Origin of the sequence: Escherichia sp. E4736, assembly GCF_005781225.1 — a bacterium.
Lineage (GTDB): Bacteria > Pseudomonadota > Gammaproteobacteria > Enterobacterales > Enterobacteriaceae > Escherichia.
Window position 1 is genome coordinate 102396 of record NZ_VATT01000003.1, and the last position, 23888, is coordinate 126283.

Below are 23888 nucleotides of genomic sequence, written 5' to 3' on the forward strand. Positions count from 1 at the left end.
ACGACATATGGCTTATCAATCGCAAGACATTATTCGTCGCTCCGCGACTAACGGTCTGACCCCCGCGCCTCAGGCGCGGGACTTCCAGGAAGAAGTGGCGAAACTCATCGACGTCACCACCTGCATCGGCTGTAAAGCCTGTCAGGTGGCGTGTTCAGAGTGGAACGACATTCGCGATACCGTCGGCAATAACATTGGGGTGTACGACAACCCCAATGATTTAAGCGCCAAATCGTGGACGGTAATGCGCTTCTCGGAAGTGGAGCAGAACGACAAACTGGAATGGCTGATCCGCAAAGACGGCTGTATGCACTGTTCCGATCCAGGCTGCCTGAAAGCGTGCCCGGCGGAAGGGGCAATTATTCAGTATGCCAACGGTATCGTCGACTTCCAGTCCGAGCAGTGCATTGGCTGCGGTTATTGCATTGCGGGCTGCCCGTTCGATATTCCGCGCCTCAACCCGGAAGACAACCGCGTCTACAAATGTACGCTGTGCGTTGACCGCGTGGTGGTTGGGCAAGAGCCGGCCTGCGTGAAAACCTGCCCGACGGGTGCGATTCACTTCGGTACGAAAGAGTCGATGAAAACGCTGGCGAGCGAGCGCGTGGCTGAGCTGAAAACCCGTGGTTACGACAATGCGGGTCTGTATGATCCGGCTGGCGTTGGTGGTACACACGTCATGTACGTGCTGCACCATGCTGACAAGCCGAATCTGTATCATGGCTTGCCGGAGAACCCGGAAATCAGCCAAACCGTGAAATTCTGGAAAGGCATCTGGAAACCGCTCGCGGCTGTTGGCTTTGCGGCTACCTTTGCGGCCAGTATCTTCCACTACGTGGGTGTCGGTCCGAACCGTGCGGATGAGGAAGAGAACAATCTGCACGAAGAGAAAGACGAGGAGCGCAAATGAAACGACGTGACACCATCGTGCGCTACACCGCGCCGGAACGTATTAACCACTGGGTCACCGCCTTCTGTTTCATCCTGGCGGCGGTGAGCGGGCTGGGGTTTTTCTTCCCCTCCTTCAACTGGTTGATGCAAATCATGGGCACACCGCAGCTGGCGCGCATTCTGCACCCGTTTGTCGGCGTGGTTATGTTTGCCTCGTTCATCATCATGTTTTTCCGTTACTGGCATCACAACCTAATCAATCGGGATGATATCTTTTGGGCGAAGAATATTCGTAAGATCGTCGTCAACGAGGAAGTAGGTGACACCGGGCGTTATAACTTCGGTCAGAAATGCGTTTTCTGGGCGGCGATTATTTTCCTGGTCCTGCTGCTGGTGAGCGGCGTGATTATCTGGCGTCCTTATTTTGCGCCTGCTTTCTCAATCCCGGTGATCCGATTCGCGTTAATGCTGCATTCATTTGCCGCAGTGGCGTTAATTGTGGTTATCATGGTGCATATCTACGCCGCCCTTTGGGTGAAAGGCACGATTACCGCCATGGTGGAAGGATGGGTTACCAGCGCCTGGGCGAAGAAACATCACCCGCGCTGGTACCGTGAGGTCCGCAAGACAACGGAAAAGAAAGCTGAATGAGTATTCGCATAATCCCGCAAGATGAGCTGGGTTCGAGCGAGAAACGTACGGCGGATATGATTCCGCCGTTATTGTTCCCTCGGCTCAAAAATTTATACAACCGCCGCGCCGAGCGTCTGCGCGAGCTGGCAGAAAATAATCCGCTGGGTGATTACCTGCGCTTTGCTGCGCTTATCGCCCACGCCCAGGAAGTGGTGCTGTACGACCATCCGCTGGAGATGGATCTGACCGCGCGCATTAAAGAAGCCAGCGCACAGGGCAAGCCACCGCTGGATATTCACGTTCTGCCGCGTGATAAGCACTGGCAAAAACTGCTGATGGCGCTGATTGCTGAACTGAAACCTGAAATGAGCGGCCCGGCGCTGGCGGTGATTGAGAATCTGGAGAAGGCATCGACCCAGGAGCTGGAAGATATGGCCAGCGCACTGTTTGCCTCTGATTTCTCTTCCGTCAGCAGCGATAAAGCGCCGTTTATCTGGGCTGCACTGTCGCTCTACTGGGCGCAGATGGCCAATCTGATCCCCGGCAAAGCCCGCGCTGAATACGGCGAACAGCGTCAATATTGCCCGGTTTGTGGTTCTATGCCGGTGTCCAGCATGGTGCAAATTGGCACCACTCAGGGGCTGCGTTACCTGCACTGCAACCTGTGTGAAACCGAATGGCACGTGGTGCGCGTAAAATGCAGCAACTGCGAGCAGAGCGGCAAACTGCACTACTGGTCGCTGGATGACGAACAGGCCGCGATTAAAGCCGAAAGCTGCGATGACTGCGGCACTTACCTGAAGATTCTTTATCAGGAAAAAGAGCCGAAAGTTGAAGCCGTGGCAGATGACCTCGCCTCTCTGGTACTGGACGCGCGAATGGAGCAAGAAGGCTACGCCCGCAGTTCCATTAACCCGTTCCTGTTTCCGGGTGAAGGGGAGTAATCTCTGACGTTTTCCGGGTGGCGCAGGTCGCCCGGATTACAGCTCATAGGGTGTGACGACACCTGCTATTCCCGCAAAATCTCTCGTATTTCGCGTTACTAGTTCAAAGCCATAAATCTGTGCTGTTGCCAGAATTATGGCATCTGGAAGTTTCATTCTATACTCCTGCCTTAAAGCAACGCTTCGTTCCGCGATATCCTGCGAAATCCCAATAACGTTAAACGCACTCATTGCAATCCGTGTGCGATGTTCTTGATCATATTTTTTAGCGCCAACTAGCACCTCCATCCAGGTGACCAGACTAATCGCATTCTGTAGGGGCCATGCCTCCAGTGCCTGTTTTGCCTCAATTCGTCCGCTGAACAAATCGATAAGGATATTGGTATCAAAAAGCGCAGTTCTTTTTGCCATTACCATTCCTCGCGCAGCTTACGCTGATATTCGACACCATCTTCATCACACCCTTGCCAGATACCAAGAGCACTGGATATTGTCGTTTTCGATTGATTTTCCAGATATTGATCTACCGCTTCTCGTAACAGCTCTGCGCGAGGAAGATTGCGCTGCACTTTGAGATCATCAAGTCGCTTAATCACCTCATCGGATAAATCGAGTAAAATTCTGCCCATATCCATACCTGCCATAGCGCTCATATATACCTCCAGTATATCATTTTTGAATGCATGATGAGCAAAATACTCTTGCAAAACCTTTAAAGAAAGCCCATTTACGCATCACTTTTTATTTTTGCGAGGCGTTTTCCAGATATGATGTAACAGTTGCAGTTATTATAAGTTCAGGTAAAACAGCCTTGTGTTAATGCCAGAATAAGAGCATCTGGCTTTTTGTTTTTATATTCAAGAATGAAAAAATCTTTTTGTCATTCCTTATGCTGCTTACATAGTTCTTCAACACCAACTGCCTCGTCCCTTTGCCTGCCGCCTTTTGCTTTACGCACCGGGAATTGCTGCCGCTCCAGATATTGCTCTACCGCTTCGCGTAAAATTGCAGATCGTGAAACCTTACGCCAGCCCCTGAGTTTATTCAGCCGTTTAATTGCCTCTTCTGATAAATGAAGAAAAACCGTATTCATCGCCATTGCCACCACCTTACATATATTACTCATTAATGTATGTGCGAAAATTACGCCGGAAAGTTAATTAACGAAAGCGGATTTTTTCATATTGTTTTGTTTTTGCGAGGCGCTTTCCAAAGATAATGTAATAGTTGCAGTTATTTCAATTGTTAATCAAAAATGGTTTAGTTATAGCCAAGGATGGTTTATTACTTTTAATTAAGCGGGGGAATATCTACAGAAAAGCAACAACAAATAATAAGGATGAATTATGGGTGCTATAAATGTTTTATATTCAAGAATCTTTTTTTGATTGGGTCTTCATTTGCTTCATCAGGATGGTGCACCTGAAAAAAGTCAGCATCTTTACCGCACTAGGTTTAAGGTGAAATCTACCATCCATAACTGACCGGTCAGTGCTGCCACCAACCGGTCTTTAATTGTTAGTAGTAGTAAATTTGTGGATAACAGTCCGGGAACCAGACGATTCCTTCCGGATCATCCCCCTGCATTACCCGATAACATTGGCGTCGATCATCTGCGCGACGGCGAAGCGTGGTATAGAGTCGCTTCCATTCATGATCGCCCGGTGTACTGTAGTTTACCCAACAACCCATTGAAGGGGGACGCCATTTACCTGTCAGTGTTGGGATCCCTGAATGCTTATGCGGCTTCGCTTTACCATTACGATCCCTATCTTTACGCGTATTAAAGGTGGACATTTTTAGTCTCCTGTTGAGAGTTCTAAAAATGTGCTTCCTTAAAATAGTTCATCATTTTCCCTTAATTCGCATAGCGTGCTTTTGCACGAATTTCCGATATGCGGGGACCATTATGATAGCGTCGATGCCCACACATCCAACAAGAACAAATACAGGGAGTACGAAAGCAAACACCTGATGCTTTTTTGCTTCCATCGCCTGCTGTGCGATAACGACGGCGGATTTTTTTTAATCGCGCCATATGATGGCGACGTTCAGCACGATTACGGGTCATAGCAAAACTCCTGAGCAGGCGGCACTATGCCGCTTTCATAGGAGTTCTGAATGCTGGTGCTTTCTGTATGGCATAACCATGCCTCTAACGGTTAAGTGCTTGCAGCACATGTTGCGGATCATTGGCAATCGCTCGCAGCAAAGCCTTTGCAGGCCCGGTCGGTGAACGCCGCCCCTGCTCCCAGTTACGCAACGTGTCTACGCTTACGGAAATAAGATCGGCAAATTTAGATTGTGACAACCCTGAAGCGCGGCGTATTTCTTTGATTTTCATAGCATCAATTTCAAAAGTCCGTGAAGGCTGTCGCGTTCCTTCAATAATTTCATTCATCTGGGTCATGCTGTGAGTCAACCGCTCAAAAAGTGCCTTATCCATTTACCACCAACGATTAATTTTTGAGATCTTTACTGCCTTTTTGTTAAAGCAAAACTATACGCCATTGGCTTAGACTAACAATCATTTTTGTACGTCATTGACGTACCCTTGAAACCACTAGCTTACTGATAGTGCTCCAGCAAAACCATGTCTCTGCCGGGTTTGTCTTTACATTTGCGAGACGCTTTCCAGATTTTTCACGCCCGTGAATTTCCCTGTATCCATCCAGCAAAAACGGGTGTATAAAACTGTACATTCATACAGCAAAATGAGTTCTACTATGACACTGGAAAAAGGAATTGCAGAGTTAGTCGAAGAATTTATCGCTGCGGGTCGCCCCTCATCGCGTCAACAAAGTATTGCGCAGCGCAGGGAGGGCTATATCGCCAGCGCTGTCCTTGCGGGTGAGACAGAAACGCGGGTAGATATTCAGACTATCGAACTTGAAGGGATGACCTTACGAATAGTGTCACCGCTGAATGCCCCGACATTACTCCCGACGATAATTTATTACTACGGTGGCTGTTTTGTTAGCGGCGGGTTCGCAACTCACGACAACCAGCTGCGCCAGTTAGCCTATTACGGGCAATGTCGTGTTATTGCCGTCCAGTATCGGCTGGCACCGGAACATACTTTCCCCGCCGCCCATGATGATGCGCAACGAGGTGCAGAATTAGTCTGGCAACACGCCGAACGACTCGGCGTTGATAAACAACGGATAACTCTTGCCGGTGACAGTGCGGGCGGACATCTGGCGCTGGTAACTGCTTTGCGATTAAAGCGTGCTGGCGAGTGGCAACCAGCACAACTCATCTTAATTTATCCCATGCTTGATGCGACTGCGCATTTCGAAAGCTACATACGCAATGGTCACGATTACATCATTACACGCGATACTCTACTGAGCGGCTTTGAGATGTACCTGCCAGATATTGATCGCAAGCATCCTGAAGCCAGTCCTCTATGGCGCGATGATTTTAATGGCTTGCCGACTGTTCATATCATTACCGCAGAATATGATCCGCTTTGTGATGAAGGCGAAGCGTTGTATCACCACATGACCGAGCAAGGAGTGCAATGTACCTGCCAACGCTACCCTGGCGTTATCCACGGATTTTTCAGTTAGGTGGTATCAGCGAGGCCGCGCGTACGGCGCTACGGGATGTGGCCTGGAGAGCGGGAAGGTAGCTCCGGATTCAGATAAAAATTATTTTCAACTTGAAAACATCACAGGTCTGCCTTACAGTGTTTTCAGGTTGAAAACTCGTAATGGAATTACACCATGCATGTTATCAGCCACAAGCCTTTTAACGAGGCGATAAAACGTTTTCCACTTTATGAAGATGCCCTTATTGATTTATTAAATCTTCTTGAAAAAACAACGTTTAGCGATCCGGGTGAGATGAAAAGATATATTTCCTCTCTGGATAACTTTAAGTACAGAGATAAATGGTGGGTGATTAATATTGCAGGCAATCATTTACGACTTATAGCCTATATAGATTTCAGGCTCCAAAAATGTTTTGTCAAACATATTGTTACCCACAATGAATACGACCGACTCACCACCTGGTATCGGAGCCATAAAAATGAGAACACATCACACACCAGCAGAAGACTCGGCCAATTTTGAAACGCTCGTCAGTACCTTCGCCCACGCAGTAAAAGGCATCCCATTATGTGGCCCTAAAGCAGATCAAGAGGAATACCATAATGCGCTGAAACTGATCGAGTTTTTAGTCGATCGTGACGATCTGGAAAACCCTTTATTTGAATTGCTCAGCGCGCGGATCCGCAAATATGAAAATAACGCTCCGGAATTTCAGCATTTCAATCAGCGGTTAGCATCGACCCCACGCGGCGTAAGTCTGTTACGGATCCTCATGGATCAACATGGGCTTAAGGCGGCTGATTTGGCACAAGAACTTGGCTCTAAATCCAATGTGAGTAATATTCTTAATGGTCGCCGGGCGCTCACCGTTCGTCATATCAAGGCGTTAAGCGAGCGTTTTAATCTCCCGGCTGAAGCGTTTATTGATAATTAAAACGCCCTACTCTTCTTCGTTCCCGCCCTCTTCATACGGGCCAAATGGCTTCGCGGGCAGAACGATATACGTGCCTTCAAACACTGCACCCGGCGTCTCATCGCCAAAGATTTCGACCTGCATCTGCACGCGCGCTTTTCGTCCGCGCGCCAGACGGTCAAGATCGCCGCTTAACGCACCAAGGTCGGCTACCGCGTGGGGTTTGCCGCTAATCGGCTTGCTGTAGCGGATATGCGCATCGGCAAGAATAATCGTTCCGCCGAGATGGCGTTCGCGCAGCATCAACCAGATAAGCCCCCAACCGGTGAGCGTAGCCAGCGAGAATAAACTCCCGGCAAACAGCGTGTGGTGCGGATTCTGATTGCCGGTTTCCGGCATGGTGGTGATAAATTTTTGCCCGGTATATTGCTGAATGCGCACGCCCATTTTTTCACTCAGCGGGATATGTTCGTACCACGCTTGTTGCAACTGCGCGCACCAGTCGCCGCGATGCAGAATGTCATCCAGAGTGGCGACGGGTTTAATCATCAAAAAATGGCGGATTGGCGTGGTGGTTGGCGTGGTGATTTCTCCCTGATTAACAAACCCCAGCTTGGCAAAAAACTCTACCGCGTCTTCACGGGCGCTACAGGTCACGCGCTTAACGCCTTCCTGGCGCGCTACAGACTCCAGTGTCATCGCCATCAGCGTTCCCAGCCCTTTGTCCTGCACGTCAGGATGAACGGCCATAAAGCGAATGGACGCTTCGTTATCGGCATTAATATACAGCCGCCCTACTGCCACCAGATTACCCTGCTCGTCGACGACCATCTGGTGATGCGCCATCGCATCCCACGCGTCGCGTTCCGAACCTTTTGGTTGATGCAGGGGTTTACGCAACATCTCCCAGCGGAACTGATAGTAGCGCTCTAATTCTTCTTCTGTTTGTGGAACCCGAAGGTGATACATAGCGATACTCTCTCTTGTTTCCCGTGACACCCCTGGAAGCTGGCTCATACCTGCAACCAGAATGTCACGGGACCATCATTGACCAGCGATACCTGCATATCCGCAGCGAAGCGTCCTGTTTGCGTGTTCATCTCCTGCTGACGGCAGCGTTCGACGAAATAGTCATATAACGCCTCTGCGCGATCCGGTGATGCGCCTTTGGAGAAGCTTGGGCGCATCCCTCGTTCGGTATCTGCGGCAAGGGTAAACTGGGAAACTACCAGCACACTGCCGCCCGCCTGTTGCACGTTGAGATTCATCTTGCCTTCGGCATCGCTAAAAATGCGATAGCCGAGCACACGCTCGCACAGACGGTTTGCTTTCTGTTCGTCGTCATCCTTTTCGACACCCAATAACACCAAAAGTCCCGCGCCAATTTCGCCCGTCACTTCTCCCTCCACGGTGACGCTGGCACGGGTTACGCGTTGAATTAATGCAATCATGGTTCGTCGTCTTCTTCTTGTTCAGCTGCTTGTTTTAGTTTGCGGTATTCCCCGAGAGTGACAGTAATTTCCGCGCCAAGCAAGACGATACACCATGTCCAGTAGACCCAGACAAAGAGAATGGGGATCACCGCCAGCACGCCGTAAATGAGCTGATATGACGGGAACATGGTGATATAAAGCGCGAAACCTTTCTTTCCTGCTTCGAACAGGAGTGCGGCGACAAACGCGCCGACAATCGCGTCGCGATTCGGTACGCGGATGGTGGGAACGATGCTGTAAAGCAACCAAAAGGAGATCCACGACAACAGCAGCGGAAAAATACGCAGCACATTGTCGATGACAGTATTGAGATCGCTCGCCCAGCGCAGGGAGAGCAGATAGGAACTGATCGCCAGACTGGCCCCTGCCAGCAGCGGCCCTAACGTCAGGATCATCCAGTACACAGCAAAAGAGTAAATTTTTGGCCGTACCCGTTTACTTCGCCAGATGGCATTCAATGCGCTATCAATGGAATACATCAACAATAACGCCGTGACGATCAGGCCGCATGCCCCGACGGCGGTCATCTTGTTGGAATTGGCAACAAACTGTTCAATATATTGCTGGATAACGTCGCCAGTGGCAGGCAGAAAGTTGGCAAAAATAAAGTGACGCAACTGAATGCTGACGTCGGAAAACATGGGAAAAGCGGCGAAAAGCGCAAAAACAACGGCAACCAGCGGCACTAATGAGAGCAACGACACATAGGCAAGATTACCTGCCAGGGTGGTCATGTTGTCCTCATTAATGCGTTGCCAGAGTAGTTTCAGCCAGGCCCATAGCGGACGGGTACGATACCTGGCTTTTTCATGGATGGTTTTTAGCATAACACCTTCGCGAAATAGTCCGGGATGGTGGTTTTATCTTTCACCAGAATACTGGTAATGCCTAGCTGATTTGCTCCTTCTATATTATCGGCGTTATCGTCGAAAAAGACTGTATCGCTGGGTGAAAAACCTTCCACCTGTAAAACATGCTGGTAAATTCGTGCTTCAGGTTTGCGCATGCCCAGATCTTGCGAAAGATAGATATGGTCAGCAGCATCACGGATTTCCGGGTATTCCTCCGGCCAGAAGGTGGTATGCAGGCGGTTGGTATTGGAAAGCACCACCACGCGATGCCCCTGCTCACGCAGTTTATGCATGATGGCGATCACTTCCGGGCGCAGCGCGACAAACACCGCCTGCCAGCCGTGAGAGAACTGCTCGTAGCTTAGCGGTAGAGCCATCTCATGGCACATCGCCTCTGCGAACGCTTCGTCGCTAATTTCCCCGCGCTCATGCTGATGAAACGCCTCCCCCATATGAAAACTCTTCTTAAGCGATGCCAGCGGAATACGCGTTAAATCGCTCCAGGTTCCCAGCACACGGTTAAAGTCGATATCGACAATCACATTACCTAAATCAAAGATATAGAGCATTTTTGCCTCCTTTCTCGCCACAAGAAATTAACTGTAGCGGGAAAGGATGGGTTTGGCTATGTGACAATAAGGGTAATCTTGTGATGCTGATTGCGAAAAAGCAGAGTAATTTCACTGGCTTTTTCGCAATAGATGAATGGTTAAGATTCAGGCATAAATTGCCAACGAGTTTCGATGACCAGCGGCTTTTCTGGTGCCGCTAATTCCGGCGTTAGTTGCCTGGGTAAGTGGATTAACACAGGTGGCATCAGGCTGTTTATCAAATACCACCAGACTGTTTGCAGAAGAGGTCATGGTCATCGCGAGTTAACCAAGCCACCGTAACTTAACCTTCACCCCGTCATAAAAGACAAAACAGTCGTCCCAAGGGCCAGCTCAATCAGTCTGGTGCAAAAAATTTTGTTTTGCTGGATACGGGCTACGGTTGATAAGGCTGGTATTGTTTTCAATGGCCGGATTAAACACATCCGGCCATTAATCAAGCTTCAGCCGCCAGCATCTCTTTCTTACGTTGGCTAATACGCTTAACCAGCATTACGGAAACCACCGCACCACAGAATGCGAAGCAGGCCATAATGCCAAACACGATTTTGTAGCCAATAATCCCCGGATTTAAATCCAGAATGTAGCCATACAGACTGAAGCAGAACATCGCCGGGGCGTAACCGATAAAGCTACCCAACGCCATCGCCGCGCCTGTTTTATTTTCAGCAATTTTTGCTTCGCCGATAGGTGCAAAGAATACGGCGCGCTGCGTAAAGACAATCGCGCCAAAGCCCAGCGTACAGGCCATCCCTAAATAGACCGGCATGCTTTCGTGCGGCAGCATAATCAACAGTACGAGCGCAGCGGTACTGATGATAAAGGTGTAGCATAGATATTTACTCGGTGATTTCAGGATCTTATCTGAAATCATGCCACCAATCGGTCCACCGATCATTTTCAGACAGTATTGGTTAATGATGCCGTAAGCCCCCACCAGTGCAACGGGCAGTAGATAGATGTTTTTCAGGAATGGAATGAAGAATGTCAGGCCACAGTAAACCGCGTATACGAAGAAGACGTTGAAAGCGATAAGCCAAATGGTTTTGTCTTTCAGCACCGAGGTCATACTGGTGTTTTGCGATGCTTCGTCTTCTTTTTTCACCTCCACGGACGGTGCCTCTTCTTTGTCATTCAGTACAAAGAAAATGATAATGCCCACGGCAATCACAATAAGGGAATAGAACCAGATACCCGCTTTAAAGCCCAACAAGCCACTGCCAAACCAGGTAAATACTGCCAACGCAGAAAATGCCACCACGGTATCAACAATGCCACGCCCTGTTTCGAAGAAGCCAAACAAACGACCTTGTTGTTCGCTATTGCCCAATCGACTTACCGACTTGAGCAAGACAGGCCAGTTCATCATGTCGCAGGTAACGCCAAATAGCGCCCAGACAAAGAGGATGCCCCAATAACCTGGCATTGTCGTCAAATAAACACCCAGTAATCCCGTCGCAATGAGGGAGAATGACATGGTGTATCTGCGCGGTAGTTTATCGGCAAAATAAATAGACAGAAAAAAGCCCACTGTGGTGACAAATGAGTTTACCGACATAGCATTACCAATTTGACCATTAGTCAAATGGAAATATTCCTGCATCGGGATATAAAACGCATCTTTCAGCGACGGTAATTTATAAATTGTACCGCCACACAGTGTTAATAGACTAAATAACGCCCATTTCTTTTTCGTGAGCATAACATCCCCTAAGCGATTTTTAAAATCACTGTTTTAAAGGCAATAAGATATCGACCATTCTTATGGAATGGTTTTATTAACTGCGTATGGGTTAAAACTTATTAGTGGTTCAGAAGATGGCTTGCCTCTTGTTTGATTTGTTGTAGTACGTTACGCACATGATTTATCTGATTAATTGCATCTTCTTTTTCTTTACGTAACCGCGCATCCAGTAAATGATTTTCTGGTAGTGGTGTTTCACTCATCTGGCGATAAGGGATCCACGGATTATCATCTTCGTCTTCAAAGCGGAACGCCGGAGCATAATAATCAACCTCTTCTTCCAGGCCATATGCCGTCACCTGCGGCTCATCATCGCCCAGGCAGATAAGGTGCGTTAATAACGCTTTGAATGGCATATCTCCCTGACCTGAAATACAGGCTTTATGGCCCAGACCACCCTGTTCTTTAACAATCAATGCATCTTTGATATGCACCTGGGTAATATGCGGCGCCATCGTTTTTAAAGCGTCCATGGGATGCTCATTTGCATTGATCATGTTCGCAAAATCAAACAGTAAGGAAAGAGATTCCATCTCACTTTCTTTGACCAGCGACACCAGCTCATGGCTTTTTAAATCTTCATGCTGCTCGATCGTAAAAGTCAGGCCGCTGTCCTGATACGTTTCCCGTACATAGGCAATGTCGTTAGCGATGATCGATAATACGTCGCGCAAATTACCTTCATAACGTGGATAAAAACGTACGGACGATGCCCCAGTTTTCAACGCGATGGCGACGGCTTCGTCAATAGATGCCTTATCTGAGGCGCTAGTTTCAATATGAATATCAAGGTTCAGACGGCGGGCTTTATCACCAAAGGCAGAGAGTTCTTTATCGTCCATATTGCCAAGAGAAAAACGCTCGCCATCCAGAACATGAATTTTGACGCCCCGCAGATTATTTTCACTCGCGATATCAAGTAAATCAGCAGGCAACACTCTTTCCAGCCGCATATTTAAATGAAAGGCATAGGCATGTAAATAAAGAGGAAGAGTGTCGACACGTTGTAGAATCTTTCTTGCGTTATTTATTGTCACCATAAAACACCTACAGATTAATGATGAGGTCTACGGCCTCAAATCGCCAATATTCAATATCTATCTGGACAATATTGCCTTGCTGGTCAGCGCGATGCTTTTCAATTAAGATCGCAGGCATACCCGCAGAACCGCCAAGATACTTGCTGATATCGCCCGGCATTCTGACGGGTTTGAAAATCAATTTTTTTACTACCGTCTCTTTTTGGTAGCACTTTTCCCAGACTGCAGAAAATGAGTGGTTTTCAAGTTGTTCAATAAAACCTGGGGCAACTTCAGGATTAATATACGTTTCGTGATAGAAAACTTTATGTCCTTCCAGCGCCCCCCAACCGGTAATGCGGTAGAGTTCGGTTGACGGCGTCACTGCAATCAGTGGCATGAGCGTTTCAGGAATGTCGCGGGTACGTTTTTTCTCAGTAAATCCCCAGGAAGGTTCCCGCCCTTGTTCAATAGCGGCCCGCTGAAAGCTCGCCGACAGCTCCGGGCTGTAATTAAATCGCGGCTGAGTCACGAACCAACCTTTACGATCCTTACGGAAGATTTTGGATTCTGCCTCGAGGTTCAGCAACGCCTGGCGCAGCGTCATACGTTTAATGCCCAGCAGCTCTCCCAGCTCTCTTTCTGAAGGGAGTTTTCCACCCGGCGTGGTGATGCCATCTTTCAACCACCGATCCAGTTTCTCTTTTGCATTTTCTACGGTGGATTGATTTCCCGTCATTGTTTAATCCTTTTGGTTTAAACCAGATGAGGCATCTTACGCTTACGCCAAAAAAGAAAGCAATTAACGGCGTATGACTTTGCAGATAATTGTGACAAAGCTCTCTATTGACGTAACCACAGACTTATAAGGGAGATACTCGCATTGGTGAGCGCTCACGACAGACAAAAAAAAACCTGCCATCGCTGGCAGGTTTTTTATGACTGAAAAGCGAAATTAATCGTCTTTCGGTGCGCGGTTAGCGCGACGACGATCGTTTTCCGTCAGGTGACGTTTACGAATACGGATAGAGGTCGGAGTCACTTCTACCAGTTCGTCATCATCGATGAACTCCAGAGCTTGTTCCAGAGTCATGCGGATAGGCGGAACCAGAACAACGGCTTCGTCAGTACCGGAAGCACGCATGTTGGTCAGTTTCTTACCGGTCAGGCAGTTTACAGTCAGGTCGTTAGAGCGACTGTGAATACCGATAATCTGACCTTCGTAAACTTCTGCACCGTGACCGAGGAACAGCTTACCGCGATCCTGCAGACCGAACAGCGCGAACGCTACCGCTTTACCCTGACCGTTAGAGATCAGTACGCCGTTCTGACGCTGACCTACTTCACCCGGACGAACGTCGTCGTAGTGGCTGAAGGTGGAGTACAGCAGACCTGTACCGGAAGTCATGGTCATGAACTCAGAACGGAAGCCAATCAGGCCACGGCTAGGGATCACGTAGTCGAGACGTACGCGGCCTTTACCGTCTGGATTCATGTTTTTCAGGTCGCCTTTACGTTCGCCCAGCGCCTGCATCACAGAACCCTGATGCTGTTCTTCAACGTCCAGAGTCACGTTTTCATACGGCTCTTGTTTACGGCCGTCGATTTCACGGAAGATAACTTTCGGACGGGATACCGCCAGTTCGAAACCTTCACGACGCATGTTTTCGATCAGAACAGACAGGTGCAGTTCGCCACGACCAGAAACGCGGAACGCATCGGCGTCTTCGGTTTCTTCTACGCGCAGCGCAACGTTGTGTACCAGTTCTTTGTTCAGACGGTCCAGGATCTGACGAGACGTTACGAACTTACCTTCTTTACCGCAGAACGGCGAGGTGTTAACGCAGAAGAACATAGAAACGGTCGGCTCATCAACGGAGAGTGCCGGCAGCGCTTCAACATTTTGCGTGTCGCAAACGGTGTCAGAAATGTTCAGTTCGCCCAGGCCCGTGATCGCCACGATATCGCCAGCTTCCGCCAGATCGGTTTCGATACGTTCCAGACCGAGGTGGCCCAGCACTTTACCGACTTTCGCGTTGCGGGTTTTGCCTTCGCTATCGATGATAGTAACTTGCTGGTTCGGCTTCACTTTACCGCGCTTGATGCGGCCAATGCCGATAACACCAACATAGCTGTTGTAATCGAGCTGAGAAATCTGCATCTGGAACGGACCGTCAAGGTCTACGTCCGGTGCAGGAACGTGGTCAATAATCGCCTGATACAGCGGGGTCATGTCTTCCGCCATATCTTCGTGGTCCAGACCCGCGATACCGTTCAGCGCAGAAGCGTAAACGATCGGGAAGTCCAGCTGCTCGTCGGTCGCGTCGAGGTTAACGAACAGGTCGAATACCTGATCCACAACCCAGTCAGGACGCGCGCCAGGGCGGTCAACTTTGTTGATAACAACAATCGGCTTCAGGCCGTAAGCAAACGCTTTTTTGGTTACGAAGCGCGTTTGCGGCATCGGGCCGTCAAATGCGTCAACCACCAGCAGCACTGAGTCTACCATGGACATTACACGTTCAACTTCACCACCGAAGTCGGCGTGCCCCGGGGTATCAACGATATTGATACGGTAATCATTCCATTTGATAGCGGTGTTTTTCGCGAGGATGGTAATCCCACGCTCTTTCTCCAAATCGTTGGAGTCCATCACGCGCTCTTGGGTTTCGGCACGAGAGTCGAACGTACCGGATTGTTGGAGCAGCTTGTCTACCAGGGTGGTTTTACCATGGTCGACGTGCGCGATGATGGCGATATTACGCAATTTTTCGATCACAACTTTGCCTCAGGCATTAGAAATAGCGCGTTATTGTACACGGATTAATCGCACTACAAAACAGGATCACAAACATCCTCCGCAAACAAGTATTGCAGAGTCCCTTTGTGATCGCTTTCACGGAGCATAAAAAGGGTTATCCAAAGGTCATTGCACCAACATGGTGCTTAATGTTTCCATTGAAGCACTATATTGGTGCAACATTCACATCATGGTGCAGCCCTTTTGCACGATGTTAAGCATGATAACGCCTTTTAGGGGCAATTTAAAAGTTGGCACAGATTTCGCTTTATCTTTTTTACGGCGACACGGCCAAAATAATTGCAGATTTCGTTACCACGACGACAATGACCAATCCAGGAGAGTTAAAGTATGTCCGCTGAACACGTACTGACGATGCTGAACGAGCACGAAGTGAAGTTTGTTGATTTGCGCTTCACCGATACCAAAGGTAAAGAACAGCACGTCACTATCCCTGCTCATCAGGTGAATGCTGAATTCTTCGAAGAAGGCAAAATGTTTGACGGCTCCTCGATTGGCGGCTGGAAAGGCATTAACGAATCCGACATGGTGCTGATGCCAGACGCATCCACCGCAGTGATTGACCCGTTCTTCGCCGACTCTACCCTGATTATCCGTTGCGACATCCTTGAACCTGGCACCCTGCAAGGCTATGACCGTGACCCGCGCTCCATCGCGAAGCGCGCTGAAGATTACCTGCGTTCTACTGGCATTGCCGACACCGTACTGTTCGGGCCAGAACCTGAATTCTTCCTGTTCGATGACATCCGTTTCGGATCATCTATCTCCGGTTCTCACGTTGCTATCGACGATATCGAAGGCGCATGGAACTCCTCCACCCAATACGAAGGTGGTAACAAAGGTCACCGTCCGGCAGTGAAAGGCGGTTACTTCCCGGTGCCTCCGGTAGACTCGGCTCAGGATATCCGTTCTGAAATGTGTCTGGTGATGGAACAGATGGGTCTGGTGGTTGAAGCCCATCACCACGAAGTAGCGACTGCTGGTCAGAACGAAGTGGCTACCCGCTTCAATACTATGACCAAAAAAGCCGACGAAATTCAGATCTACAAATATGTCGTGCACAACGTGGCGCACCGCTTCGGTAAAACCGCGACCTTTATGCCAAAACCGATGTTCGGTGATAACGGCTCCGGTATGCACTGCCACATGTCGCTGTCTAAAAACGGCGTTAACCTGTTCGCGGGCGACAAATACGCAGGTCTGTCTGAACAGGCGCTGTACTACATTGGCGGCGTAATCAAACACGCTAAAGCGATTAACGCCCTGGCAAACCCGACCACCAACTCTTATAAGCGTCTGGTCCCGGGCTACGAAGCACCGGTCATGCTGGCTTACTCTGCGCGTAACCGTTCTGCGTCTATCCGTATTCCGGTGGTTTCTTCTCCGAAAGCACGTCGTATCGAAGTCCGTTTCCCGGACCCGGCGGCTAACCCGTACCTGTGCTTTGCTGCCCTGCTGATGGCCGGTCTTGATGGCATCAAAAACAAGATCCATCCGGGCGAAGCCATGGACAAAAACCTGTATGACCTGCCGCCAGAAGAAGCGAAAGAGATCCCACAGGTTGCAGGCTCTCTGGAAGAAGCACTGAACGAACTGGATCTGGACCGCGAGTTCCTGAAAGCCGGTGGCGTGTTCACTGATGAAGCGATCGATGCGTACATCGCTCTGCGTCGCGAAGAAGATGACCGCGTGCGTATGACTCCGCATCCGGTAGAGTTTGAGCTGTACTACAGCGTCTAAGTGTTTTAGTTGCCGTGGAAACTTTTCGCCTGTCTCTGGCAGGCTTGGGATCGATGGCAAGCACATCACGCCGGATGCGACGCAAATGCGTCTTATCCGGCCTACACGGTGATGATGTGGTAGGCCGGAGCAGGTGAAGTCGCTCTTCAACGTGAAGTTTGTCAGCTATCTGTAGCCCATCTCTGCATGGGCTTTTTTCTCCGTAACTTCTGTGATGCTTCGCGCTTTTTATCCGTAAAAAGCTATAATGCACTAAAATGGTGCAACCTGTTCAGGAGACTGCTTTATGGCAACAGGCACGCAGCCCGATGCTGGGCAGATCCTCAACTCGCTGATTAACAGTATTTTGTTAATTGATGACAATCTGGCGATCCATTACGCCAACCCCGCCGCGCAACAACTGCTCGCCCAAAGCTCCCGCAAATTGTTTGGTACACCGTTACCGGAACTGTTGAGCTACTTCTCATTAAATATCGAGCTGATGCAAGAAAGTCTGGAGGCGGGGCAAGGTTTTACCGATAACGAAGTGACGCTGGTCATCGACGGTCGCTCGCATATTCTTTCTGTGACCGCCCAGCGCATGCCAGACGGCATGATCCTGCTGGAGATGGCACCGATGGATAACCAGCGCCGCTTAAGTCAGGAACAGCTACAGCACGCCCAGCAGGTTGCTGCCCGTGATTTAGTCCGCGGCCTGGCGCATGAGATTAAAAATCCGCTTGGCGGTTTACGTGGCGCGGCACAGCTGCTCAGCAAAGCATTACCTGACCCGTCACTGCTGGAATATACCAAAGTGATTATCGAACAGGCGGACCGGCTGCGAAATCTGGTCGACCGTCTGTTGGGGCCGCAGCTGCCCGGTACGCGCGTTACCGAAAGTATTCACAAAGTGGCTGAACGCGTGGTGACGCTAGTGTCGATGGAACTGCCCGACAACGTGCGGTTGATTCGTGATTACGACCCCAGCCTGCCGGAACTGGCGCACGACCCGGATCAAATTGAGCAAGTGCTGCTGAATATTGTGCGCAATGCGCTACAGGCGCTGGGGCCGGAAGGCGGTGAAATCATTCTGCGTACCCGCACCGCGTTTCAACTGACCTTACACGGCGAGCGCTATCGGCTGGCGGCGCGAATTGATGTGGAAGATAACGGGCCGGGCATTCCGCCTCATTTGCAGGATACGCTATTTTACCCGATGGTCAGCGGCCGCGAAGGTGGCACCGGGCTTGGCTTATCCATCGCCCGTAATTTGATTGATCAGCATTCAGGCAAAATTGAATTTACCAGTTGGCCAGGTCATACCGAGTTCTCGGTTTACCTGCCTATCAGGAAATAAAGGTGACGTTTATGCAACGAGGGATAGTCTGGGTAGTCGATGACGATAGTTCCATCCGTTGGGTGCTTGAACGTGCGCTCGCTGGGGCAGGTTTAACCTGTACGACGTTTGAGAACGGCGCGGAGGTGCTGGAAGCACTGGCGAGCAAAACGCCGGATGTGCTGCTGTCGGATATCCGTATGCCGGGAATGGACGGGCTGGCGCTGCTCAAGCAGATTAAACAGCGCCATCCGATGCTTCCGGTCATCATTATGACCGCACATTCCGATCTGGATGCTGCCGTCAGCGCCTATCAACAAGGGGCGTTTGATTATCTGCCTAAACCGTTTGATATCGACGAAGCCGTGGCGCTGGTTGAGCGCGCCATCAGTCATTACCAGGAACAGCAGCAGCCGCGTAATGTTCAGCTTAACGGCCCAACGACCGATATCATCGGCGAGGCGCCAGCCATGCAGGACGTGTTCCGTATTATCGGTCGGCTTTCGCGTTCTTCGATTAGCGTGCTGATCAACGGCGAATCCGGCACCGGTAAAGAACTGGTCGCTCATGCCCTGCATCGCCACAGCCCGCGCGCCAAAGCGCCGTTTATCGCGCTCAATATGGCGGCTATCCCGAAGGATTTGATCGAATCAGAACTGTTCGGTCACGAAAAAGGCGCGTTTACCGGCGCGAATACCATTCGTCAGGGGCGTTTTGAACAGGCCGATGGCGGCACATTATTCCTCGATGAAATTGGCGATATGCCGCTGGATGTGCAGACGCGTTTGCTGCGCGTGCTAGCAGACGGTCAGTTTTATCGCGTTGGCGGCTATGCGCCGGTGAAAGTGGATGTGCGGATTATCGCTGCCACTCACCAGAATCTCGAACAGCGGGTGCAGGAAGGCAAGTTCCGTGAGGATTTGTTCCACCGCCTGAACGTTATCCGTGTTCATCTGCCGCCGCTGCGTGAGCGTCGGGAAGATATTCCCCGTCTGGCACGCCATTTTTTACAAGTTGCCGCTCGCGAGCTGGGCGTAGAAGCAAAGTTGCTGCATCCGGAAACTGAAGCCGCTCTGACGCGTCTGGCGTGGCCAGGCAACGTGCGCCAGCTGGAAAACACCTGCCGATGGCTAACGGTAATGGCTGCCGGACAGGAAGTGTTGATTCAGGATTTGCCTGGCGAACTGTTTGAATCAACCGTACCGGAAAGCACTTCACAAATGCAGCCGGACAGTTGGGCAACGCTGTTAGCACAGTGGGCAGATCGGGCGCTACGTTCCGGTCATCAAAACTTGCTGTCTGAAGCGCAACCAGAGTTGGAGCGGACATTACTGACTACCGCGTTGCGACATACGCAGGGACATAAACAGGAAGCAGCGCGCTTACTTGGCTGGGGGCGTAACACCCTGACGCGTAAGTTAAAAGAGCTTGGAATGGAGTGATTCAGGCTCGCCATGTAAAGATTGATTATTGAGCGCAAATTGCTGTTATTTTGCGCTTTACTGTTCCGGTAAGTTCAGTATGATCATGCCCGAAAAACGGGGGGAGTGTCATTATGCTGGAATCAATAATTAATCTGCTATCAAGTGGCGCAGTTAACAGCCACACGCCGCAAACTGCCGTTGCTGCTGTGCTGTGTGCCGCAATGATTGGGCTGTTTAGCTGAGTTTCAGATTGCTGATGAAGTGCTCTTTGTTCATGCCGGGTGCGGCGTGAACGCCTTATTCGGCCTACAAAAGCAATAATTTCAACAGGTTTTGCAGGCCAGATAAGCGTAGCGCATCAGGCAATCTTGTTCTCAGCACATTGATGGCGCTTTCGTTTTCTACTTTGTAAACGAAGCGCCATTCACTATTTAAATCACCCGTGAGAACTGCTGCATTCGCGCTTTCTGGCGCAGATAAGTATCAAAGCACATGCAAATGTTGCGGATCAGCAAGCGACCTTTAGCCGTCACCTGAATCCCCTTCTCATCCACATCCACCAGCCCGTCTTCTGCTAATGGGGCGAGCAGCTTGAGATCTTCCGCAAAGTAATCAGCGAAGTGCAAATCCCACTGTTGCTCAATGGGGGCGTAATCCAGACGGAAGTTGCAGATGAGCGACTTAATCACATCGCGGCGAATACAGTCATCGCGCGTTAGCGCAATACCACGCCACAGCGCATTGCCTTGTTCATCCACTTGCTGATAGTACTGCTTCAACTCTTTCTGGTTCTGCGCGTAGCAGTCACCAATCATGCTGATGGCGGAAACGCCCATCCCAAGCAGATCGGTATCGCCCTGGGTGGTGTAGCCCTGGAAGTTACGATGCAGCACGCCTTCACGTTGGGCCACCGCCAGCTCGTCATCCGGGCGGGCAAAGTGATCCATACCGATAAACTGATAGCCCGATTGTGTCAGGAAGGCGATGGTTTCCTGCAGAATATCGAGTTTTTGCTGCGGACTCGGCAAGTCAGCATCTTTGATTTTGCGCTGGGCGGCAAAAATAGTTGGCAGATGCGCGTAGTTAAAGACGCTCAGACGGTCAGGGTTCAGTTCCGCCACGCGTTTCAGGGTAAAGGCGAAACTCTCCGGCGTCTGTTTCGGCAGGCCGTAAATCAGGTCAATGTTGGTGGAGGTAAAGCCAATCTCACGCGCATGGTTAAGCAGCGCAAAGATGAACTCTTCATCCTGCTCGCGGTTAACCAGACGCTGTACTTCTTTGTTGAAGTCCTGCACGCCCATGCTCAGGCGGTTAAAGCCTTCCGCGCGTAAATGATCGAGTACATCCAGTTCGATTTCGCGCGGATCGACTTCGATCGAGATTTCCGCATCGGCATTGAACTGGAAGTTTTCGCGCAACAGCTTCATCAGGCGGCTGATTTGCGCTTTATTCAGGTATGTTGGCGTTCCACCGCCCCAGTGCAGCTGGCTCACCTTGCGCCCGGCAAAAAGCGGTGCACGATGGACGATTTCTTGCTCAAGCACGTCCAGATACTGGTCGGCCTTGTGCTGCTGACGAGTCACAATCTTGTTGCAACCGCAGAAGTAGCAAAGTTTGTGGCAGAACGGAATATGTACGTAGAGAGATAAGGGACGCTCAGGGTAGCGCGCCACGGCTTGTAAAAACGCCTGTTCGCCGAAGTCTTCTGAAAACTCCAGCGCGGTCGGGTACGAGGTGTATCGTGGCCCGGAATAGTTATATTTCTGGATCAGGGCCAGGTCCCAGTCGATTTGCTGTACAGACATGCTCACTCCTTCCGATGGCGTCTCTGGCGGCTACGGCGTACCGGCGGATGCCCGTTTCGGGTCATCAGCCGGTTGCGCAGCCACTTTTGTCGCCGCGACAACCGCTGTAGTTTAACGAATAACCACACCAGATAACATATAACCGGAAGGGTTATCAGCAGAACGGGAAGGCCCACGCAGGCAATCCGTTAGTTGCCCCGCAGCAGACGCATCATGTCTTCTTGCTTCTCGTCTTCTTCCTCTTCTTCGTCGTCGTCATAAGAGAGGCCAAGTTTCTGCATCAGCTCATCAATACGATCCAGCTTGGCATCTACCCAGGATTGCTCTTCGGCACTCAGGGTTTCGCCTGCTTCCAGACGTTCCAGCAGCGCATCCAGACGCTCATCTGTCTCCAGTAACTCCAACTCCGCCTGCGGTGAAAGCATAGGTTTCTCACTCTTCGGTTTGTGCTGTTTGGTGACTTTTTCAGTCACGCCCAATGGAATAGGGGTTTTACTGCCAATACGTGGATCTTTCGGTGCATTCTGGCCCTTGCTACCCGAAGTAGCGCTACCGCCCGCTGCGCGGCTGCCTGGTGCATGACCACGGCGTTTTTTCTGGCGCTTGCGATCACGAGCTTCCTGATTCAGCTCTTCGCGGGTTTTACGACGCGCTTTTGCATGACCTTTGCTGCGTGAGTTTGAAGATGATGGTTTCATATCAATTCGTCTTTTAGCCGTTTTATTTAGTATAGATTTGCGGCGGAATCTAACAGAAAGCAAGCAAAGAAAAAAGGCGACAGATTACTCTGTCGCCTTTTTTCCTGACTCACAACCCTTAACGGGTCTTACAATCCTTGCAGGCCGCCAACACACCCTGTTTTTCCATTAGCCGGAACATTCCGTGTTGATTCCATTTCCCTTTAGTGACGTCTCCGGACGTTTGTCTTCCTGACAATCCTCTGTCTTCGCCTCCTGGCGCTCCTGACCCTCATCCTGAGTCATTGTTCCTGTTAGCGTCCTCGCTCTATGGGTGCTACTTTACGCTTCTGTGTTAAACAAACAATAAACTATCATCAGTATTTACTCATTTTCAGATTATTGTATAAAACTAATCACATGATTTATTTAGCCTATTTGACATGTGTCGCAGAAATTTCTCTTCGATTTCGCATAAAAACAATCGGCAATGTCTCACAAAGTACATGGTATTTACTTACACCGTTCACGCCGAAAAATCCGTCTTTTATTGTGGTTCAGGTATAATCGCCACAAAGCTTTGACTGACGGAGACGACCGCTTTGACTAATTTGAATTATCAACAGACGCATTTTGTGATGAGTGCGCCTGATATTCGCCACTTACCTTCCGATACCGGGATCGAAGTGGCTTTTGCAGGCCGTTCCAACGCAGGTAAATCCAGCGCGCTGAACACGCTGACTAACCAGAAAAGCCTGGCGCGTACCTCGAAAACACCAGGACGTACCCAGCTTATCAACCTGTTTGAAGTGGCTGAGGGCAAACGTCTGGTCGACTTGCCTGGCTATGGCTACGCGGAAGTTCCTGAAGAGATGAAGCGCAAATGGCAGCGCGCGCTCGGTGAGTACCTCGAAAAACGTCAGAGTCTACAAGGCCTGGTCGTGCTGATGGATATTCGCCATCCGCTGAAAGATCTCGACCAGCAGATGATTGAGTGGGCGGTGGACAGCAATATCGCCGTACTGGTGTTGCTGACCAAAGCGGACAAACTGGCGAGCGGTGCACGTAAAGCGCAATTGAATATGGTGCGTGAAGCAGTGCTGGCGTTTAACGGTGATGTGCAGGTAGAGACATTCTCTTCTCTGAAGAAGCAAGGCGTGGATAAGCTTCGCCAGAAACTGGATACCTGGTTCAGCGAGATGCAGCCTGTAGAAGAAACGCAGGACGGCGAATAATTTTCTAGCCCTTATGCATGTGCCGGATATCGCGTATCTGGCACATAAAATCATGCAAATTCAATGAGCTATTTTCTACCGTAGGCCTGTTAAGCACAATGTATCCGGCAATACGGATCTTTTCTTTCGCACAATAAAAAACGCCCCAGTCATTACTGACTGGGGCGGCTAAAAAATTCAGCCAAATCCGATTACGTGAAGTAAAAGGTCTGAAA

Annotated in this window: 26 protein-coding genes and 3 pseudogenes; 11 read left to right on the forward strand and 18 right to left on the reverse strand. The window is 50.1% G+C overall.

Annotated elements, in window-relative coordinates:
- The first annotated feature begins 7 nt into the window (after positions 1-7).
- Genes fdoH through fdhE form a run of 3 tightly spaced genes read left to right on the forward strand, consistent with a single transcriptional unit; the run spans position 8 to position 2468 of the window.
- A complete protein-coding gene (gene fdoH, locus FEK46_RS02520) occupies positions 8-910 on the forward strand; it encodes a formate dehydrogenase O subunit beta (RefSeq protein ID WP_000331381.1) in 903 nt (300 codons plus the stop codon).
- On the forward strand, positions 907-1542 hold the full coding sequence (gene fdoI, locus FEK46_RS02525) for a formate dehydrogenase cytochrome b556 subunit (RefSeq protein ID WP_130209996.1): 636 nt from the start codon (positions 907-909) through the stop codon (positions 1540-1542). The genes fdoH and fdoI overlap by 4 nt, the downstream gene beginning before the upstream one ends.
- Positions 1539-2468 (forward strand): formate dehydrogenase accessory protein FdhE, encoded by a 930-nt coding sequence (gene fdhE, locus FEK46_RS02530; protein WP_000027708.1) that lies wholly within the window; start codon positions 1539-1541, stop codon positions 2466-2468. The genes fdoI and fdhE overlap by 4 nt, the downstream gene beginning before the upstream one ends.
- A gap of 36 nt (positions 2469-2504) precedes the next feature.
- Here fdhE and FEK46_RS02535 read toward each other — a convergent pair whose 3' ends face one another.
- From FEK46_RS02535 to nadS, 6 genes are all read right to left on the reverse strand, one after another.
- Positions 2505-2879 (reverse strand): type II toxin-antitoxin system VapC family toxin, encoded by a 375-nt coding sequence (locus FEK46_RS02535; protein ID WP_001129490.1) that lies wholly within the window; start codon positions 2877-2879, stop codon positions 2505-2507.
- Positions 2879-3121, reverse strand: coding sequence for a CopG family transcriptional regulator (locus FEK46_RS02540; RefSeq protein ID WP_130216196.1), 243 nt, complete (start codon positions 3119-3121; stop codon positions 2879-2881). Before FEK46_RS02540 ends, FEK46_RS02535 begins: the two co-directional genes overlap by 1 nt.
- Positions 3122-3348: 227 nt before the next feature.
- Positions 3349-3567 (reverse strand): CopG family transcriptional regulator, encoded by a 219-nt coding sequence (locus tag FEK46_RS02545; RefSeq protein WP_001314326.1) that lies wholly within the window; start codon positions 3565-3567, stop codon positions 3349-3351.
- A 419-nt stretch (positions 3568-3986) separates the two neighbouring features.
- Positions 3987-4265: a hypothetical protein gene (locus FEK46_RS02555; protein ID WP_135559163.1), complete on the reverse strand. Its 279-nt coding sequence runs from the start codon at positions 4263-4265 to the stop codon at positions 3987-3989.
- Positions 4266-4326: 61 nt separating this feature from the next.
- Positions 4327-4539, reverse strand: coding sequence for a hypothetical protein (locus tag FEK46_RS02560; RefSeq protein ID WP_135559162.1), 213 nt, complete (start codon positions 4537-4539; stop codon positions 4327-4329).
- Positions 4540-4623: 84 nt separating this feature from the next.
- The gene (gene nadS / locus FEK46_RS02565; RefSeq protein WP_135408300.1) at positions 4624-4914 is read right to left on the reverse strand and encodes a NadS family protein; all 291 of its coding nucleotides are present in this window, start codon (positions 4912-4914) and stop codon (positions 4624-4626) included.
- Between the two features lie 280 nt (positions 4915-5194).
- On the opposite strand from nadS, the pseudogene FEK46_RS02570 reads away from it, so the two are divergent.
- The 3 genes and pseudogenes from FEK46_RS02570 to FEK46_RS02580 all read left to right on the forward strand — a co-directional run bounded on the left by FEK46_RS02570 (position 5195) and on the right by FEK46_RS02580 (position 6959).
- Positions 5195-6102: pseudogene (locus FEK46_RS02570) on the forward strand (alpha/beta hydrolase).
- A gap of 94 nt (positions 6103-6196) precedes the next feature.
- Entirely contained in the window at positions 6197-6547 is a 351-nt protein-coding gene (locus FEK46_RS02575; RefSeq protein ID WP_130209990.1) for a type II toxin-antitoxin system HigB family toxin, read from the forward strand.
- The gene (locus FEK46_RS02580) at positions 6504-6959 is read left to right on the forward strand and encodes a helix-turn-helix domain-containing protein (protein WP_130209988.1); all 456 of its coding nucleotides are present in this window, start codon (positions 6504-6506) and stop codon (positions 6957-6959) included. The genes FEK46_RS02575 and FEK46_RS02580 overlap by 44 nt, the downstream gene beginning before the upstream one ends.
- A gap of 6 nt (positions 6960-6965) precedes the next feature.
- Here the strand turns inward: FEK46_RS02580 and fabY are convergent, their stop codons facing one another.
- From fabY to typA, 9 genes and pseudogenes are all read right to left on the reverse strand, one after another.
- Positions 6966-7907, reverse strand: a complete 942-nt coding sequence (gene fabY / locus FEK46_RS02585; protein WP_001297068.1) for a fatty acid biosynthesis protein FabY — start codon at positions 7905-7907, stop codon at positions 6966-6968.
- 44 nt (positions 7908-7951) lie between these two features.
- On the reverse strand, positions 7952-8389 hold the full coding sequence (gene dtd, locus FEK46_RS02590) for a D-aminoacyl-tRNA deacylase (protein ID WP_000560983.1): 438 nt from the start codon (positions 8387-8389) through the stop codon (positions 7952-7954).
- Positions 8386-9258: a virulence factor BrkB family protein gene (locus tag FEK46_RS02595; RefSeq protein WP_130209986.1), complete on the reverse strand. Its 873-nt coding sequence runs from the start codon at positions 9256-9258 to the stop codon at positions 8386-8388. Before FEK46_RS02595 ends, dtd begins: the two co-directional genes overlap by 4 nt.
- Entirely contained in the window at positions 9252-9851 is a 600-nt protein-coding gene (gene yihX, locus FEK46_RS02600) for a glucose-1-phosphatase (protein WP_130209984.1), read from the reverse strand. The genes FEK46_RS02595 and yihX overlap by 7 nt, the downstream gene beginning before the upstream one ends.
- Before the next feature lie 140 nt (positions 9852-9991).
- Positions 9992-10226, reverse strand: a pseudogene (locus tag FEK46_RS02605) (aldose 1-epimerase); the annotation flags it as partial.
- A 103-nt stretch (positions 10227-10329) separates the two neighbouring features.
- Positions 10330-11595, reverse strand: coding sequence for an MFS transporter (locus FEK46_RS02610; protein ID WP_135559161.1), 1266 nt, complete (start codon positions 11593-11595; stop codon positions 10330-10332).
- A gap of 101 nt (positions 11596-11696) precedes the next feature.
- Positions 11697-12677 carry a TIM barrel protein gene (locus FEK46_RS02615; RefSeq protein ID WP_135495357.1) on the reverse strand — a complete coding sequence of 327 codons (981 nt, stop codon included), beginning with the start codon at positions 12675-12677 and terminating at the stop codon, positions 11697-11699.
- 7 nt (positions 12678-12684) lie between these two features.
- Positions 12685-13395, reverse strand: coding sequence for a GntR family transcriptional regulator (locus tag FEK46_RS02620; RefSeq protein WP_130209978.1), 711 nt, complete (start codon positions 13393-13395; stop codon positions 12685-12687).
- A 216-nt stretch (positions 13396-13611) separates the two neighbouring features.
- Entirely contained in the window at positions 13612-15435 is a 1824-nt protein-coding gene (gene typA / locus FEK46_RS02625) for a ribosome-dependent GTPase TypA (protein WP_001514692.1), read from the reverse strand.
- 372 nt (positions 15436-15807) lie between these two features.
- Here typA and glnA point away from each other — a divergent pair, with 372 nt between their 5' ends.
- The 4 genes from glnA to FEK46_RS02650 all read left to right on the forward strand — a co-directional run bounded on the left by glnA (position 15808) and on the right by FEK46_RS02650 (position 20198).
- Positions 15808-17217: a glutamate--ammonia ligase gene (gene glnA, locus FEK46_RS02630; RefSeq protein WP_001271717.1), complete on the forward strand. Its 1410-nt coding sequence runs from the start codon at positions 15808-15810 to the stop codon at positions 17215-17217.
- A 286-nt stretch (positions 17218-17503) separates the two neighbouring features.
- On the forward strand, positions 17504-18553 hold the full coding sequence (gene glnL, locus FEK46_RS02640) for a nitrogen regulation protein NR(II) (protein ID WP_000190577.1): 1050 nt from the start codon (positions 17504-17506) through the stop codon (positions 18551-18553).
- Positions 18554-18564: 11 nt separating this feature from the next.
- The gene (glnG, locus tag FEK46_RS02645; protein WP_088563506.1) at positions 18565-19974 is read left to right on the forward strand and encodes a nitrogen regulation protein NR(I); all 1410 of its coding nucleotides are present in this window, start codon (positions 18565-18567) and stop codon (positions 19972-19974) included.
- 113 nt (positions 19975-20087) lie between these two features.
- Positions 20088-20198: a YshB family small membrane protein gene (locus FEK46_RS02650; RefSeq protein WP_064527982.1), complete on the forward strand. Its 111-nt coding sequence runs from the start codon at positions 20088-20090 to the stop codon at positions 20196-20198.
- A 189-nt stretch (positions 20199-20387) separates the two neighbouring features.
- Here the strand turns inward: FEK46_RS02650 and hemN are convergent, their stop codons facing one another.
- The 3 genes and pseudogenes from hemN to FEK46_RS02670 form a co-directional block, all read right to left on the reverse strand.
- Complete coding sequence (gene hemN, locus FEK46_RS02655; protein ID WP_130209974.1) at positions 20388-21761, reverse strand: oxygen-independent coproporphyrinogen III oxidase; 1374 nt, start codon at positions 21759-21761, stop codon at positions 20388-20390.
- Between the two features lie 188 nt (positions 21762-21949).
- The gene (gene yihI, locus FEK46_RS02660; protein ID WP_130209972.1) at positions 21950-22459 is read right to left on the reverse strand and encodes a Der GTPase-activating protein YihI; all 510 of its coding nucleotides are present in this window, start codon (positions 22457-22459) and stop codon (positions 21950-21952) included.
- Between the two features lie 118 nt (positions 22460-22577).
- A pseudogene (locus FEK46_RS02670) lies at positions 22578-22744 on the reverse strand (hypothetical protein).
- Between the two features lie 296 nt (positions 22745-23040).
- Here FEK46_RS02670 and yihA point away from each other — a divergent pair.
- Positions 23041-23673: a ribosome biogenesis GTP-binding protein YihA/YsxC gene (gene yihA, locus FEK46_RS02675; protein WP_130209968.1), complete on the forward strand. Its 633-nt coding sequence runs from the start codon at positions 23041-23043 to the stop codon at positions 23671-23673.
- Positions 23674-23888: the final 215 nt, after the last annotated feature.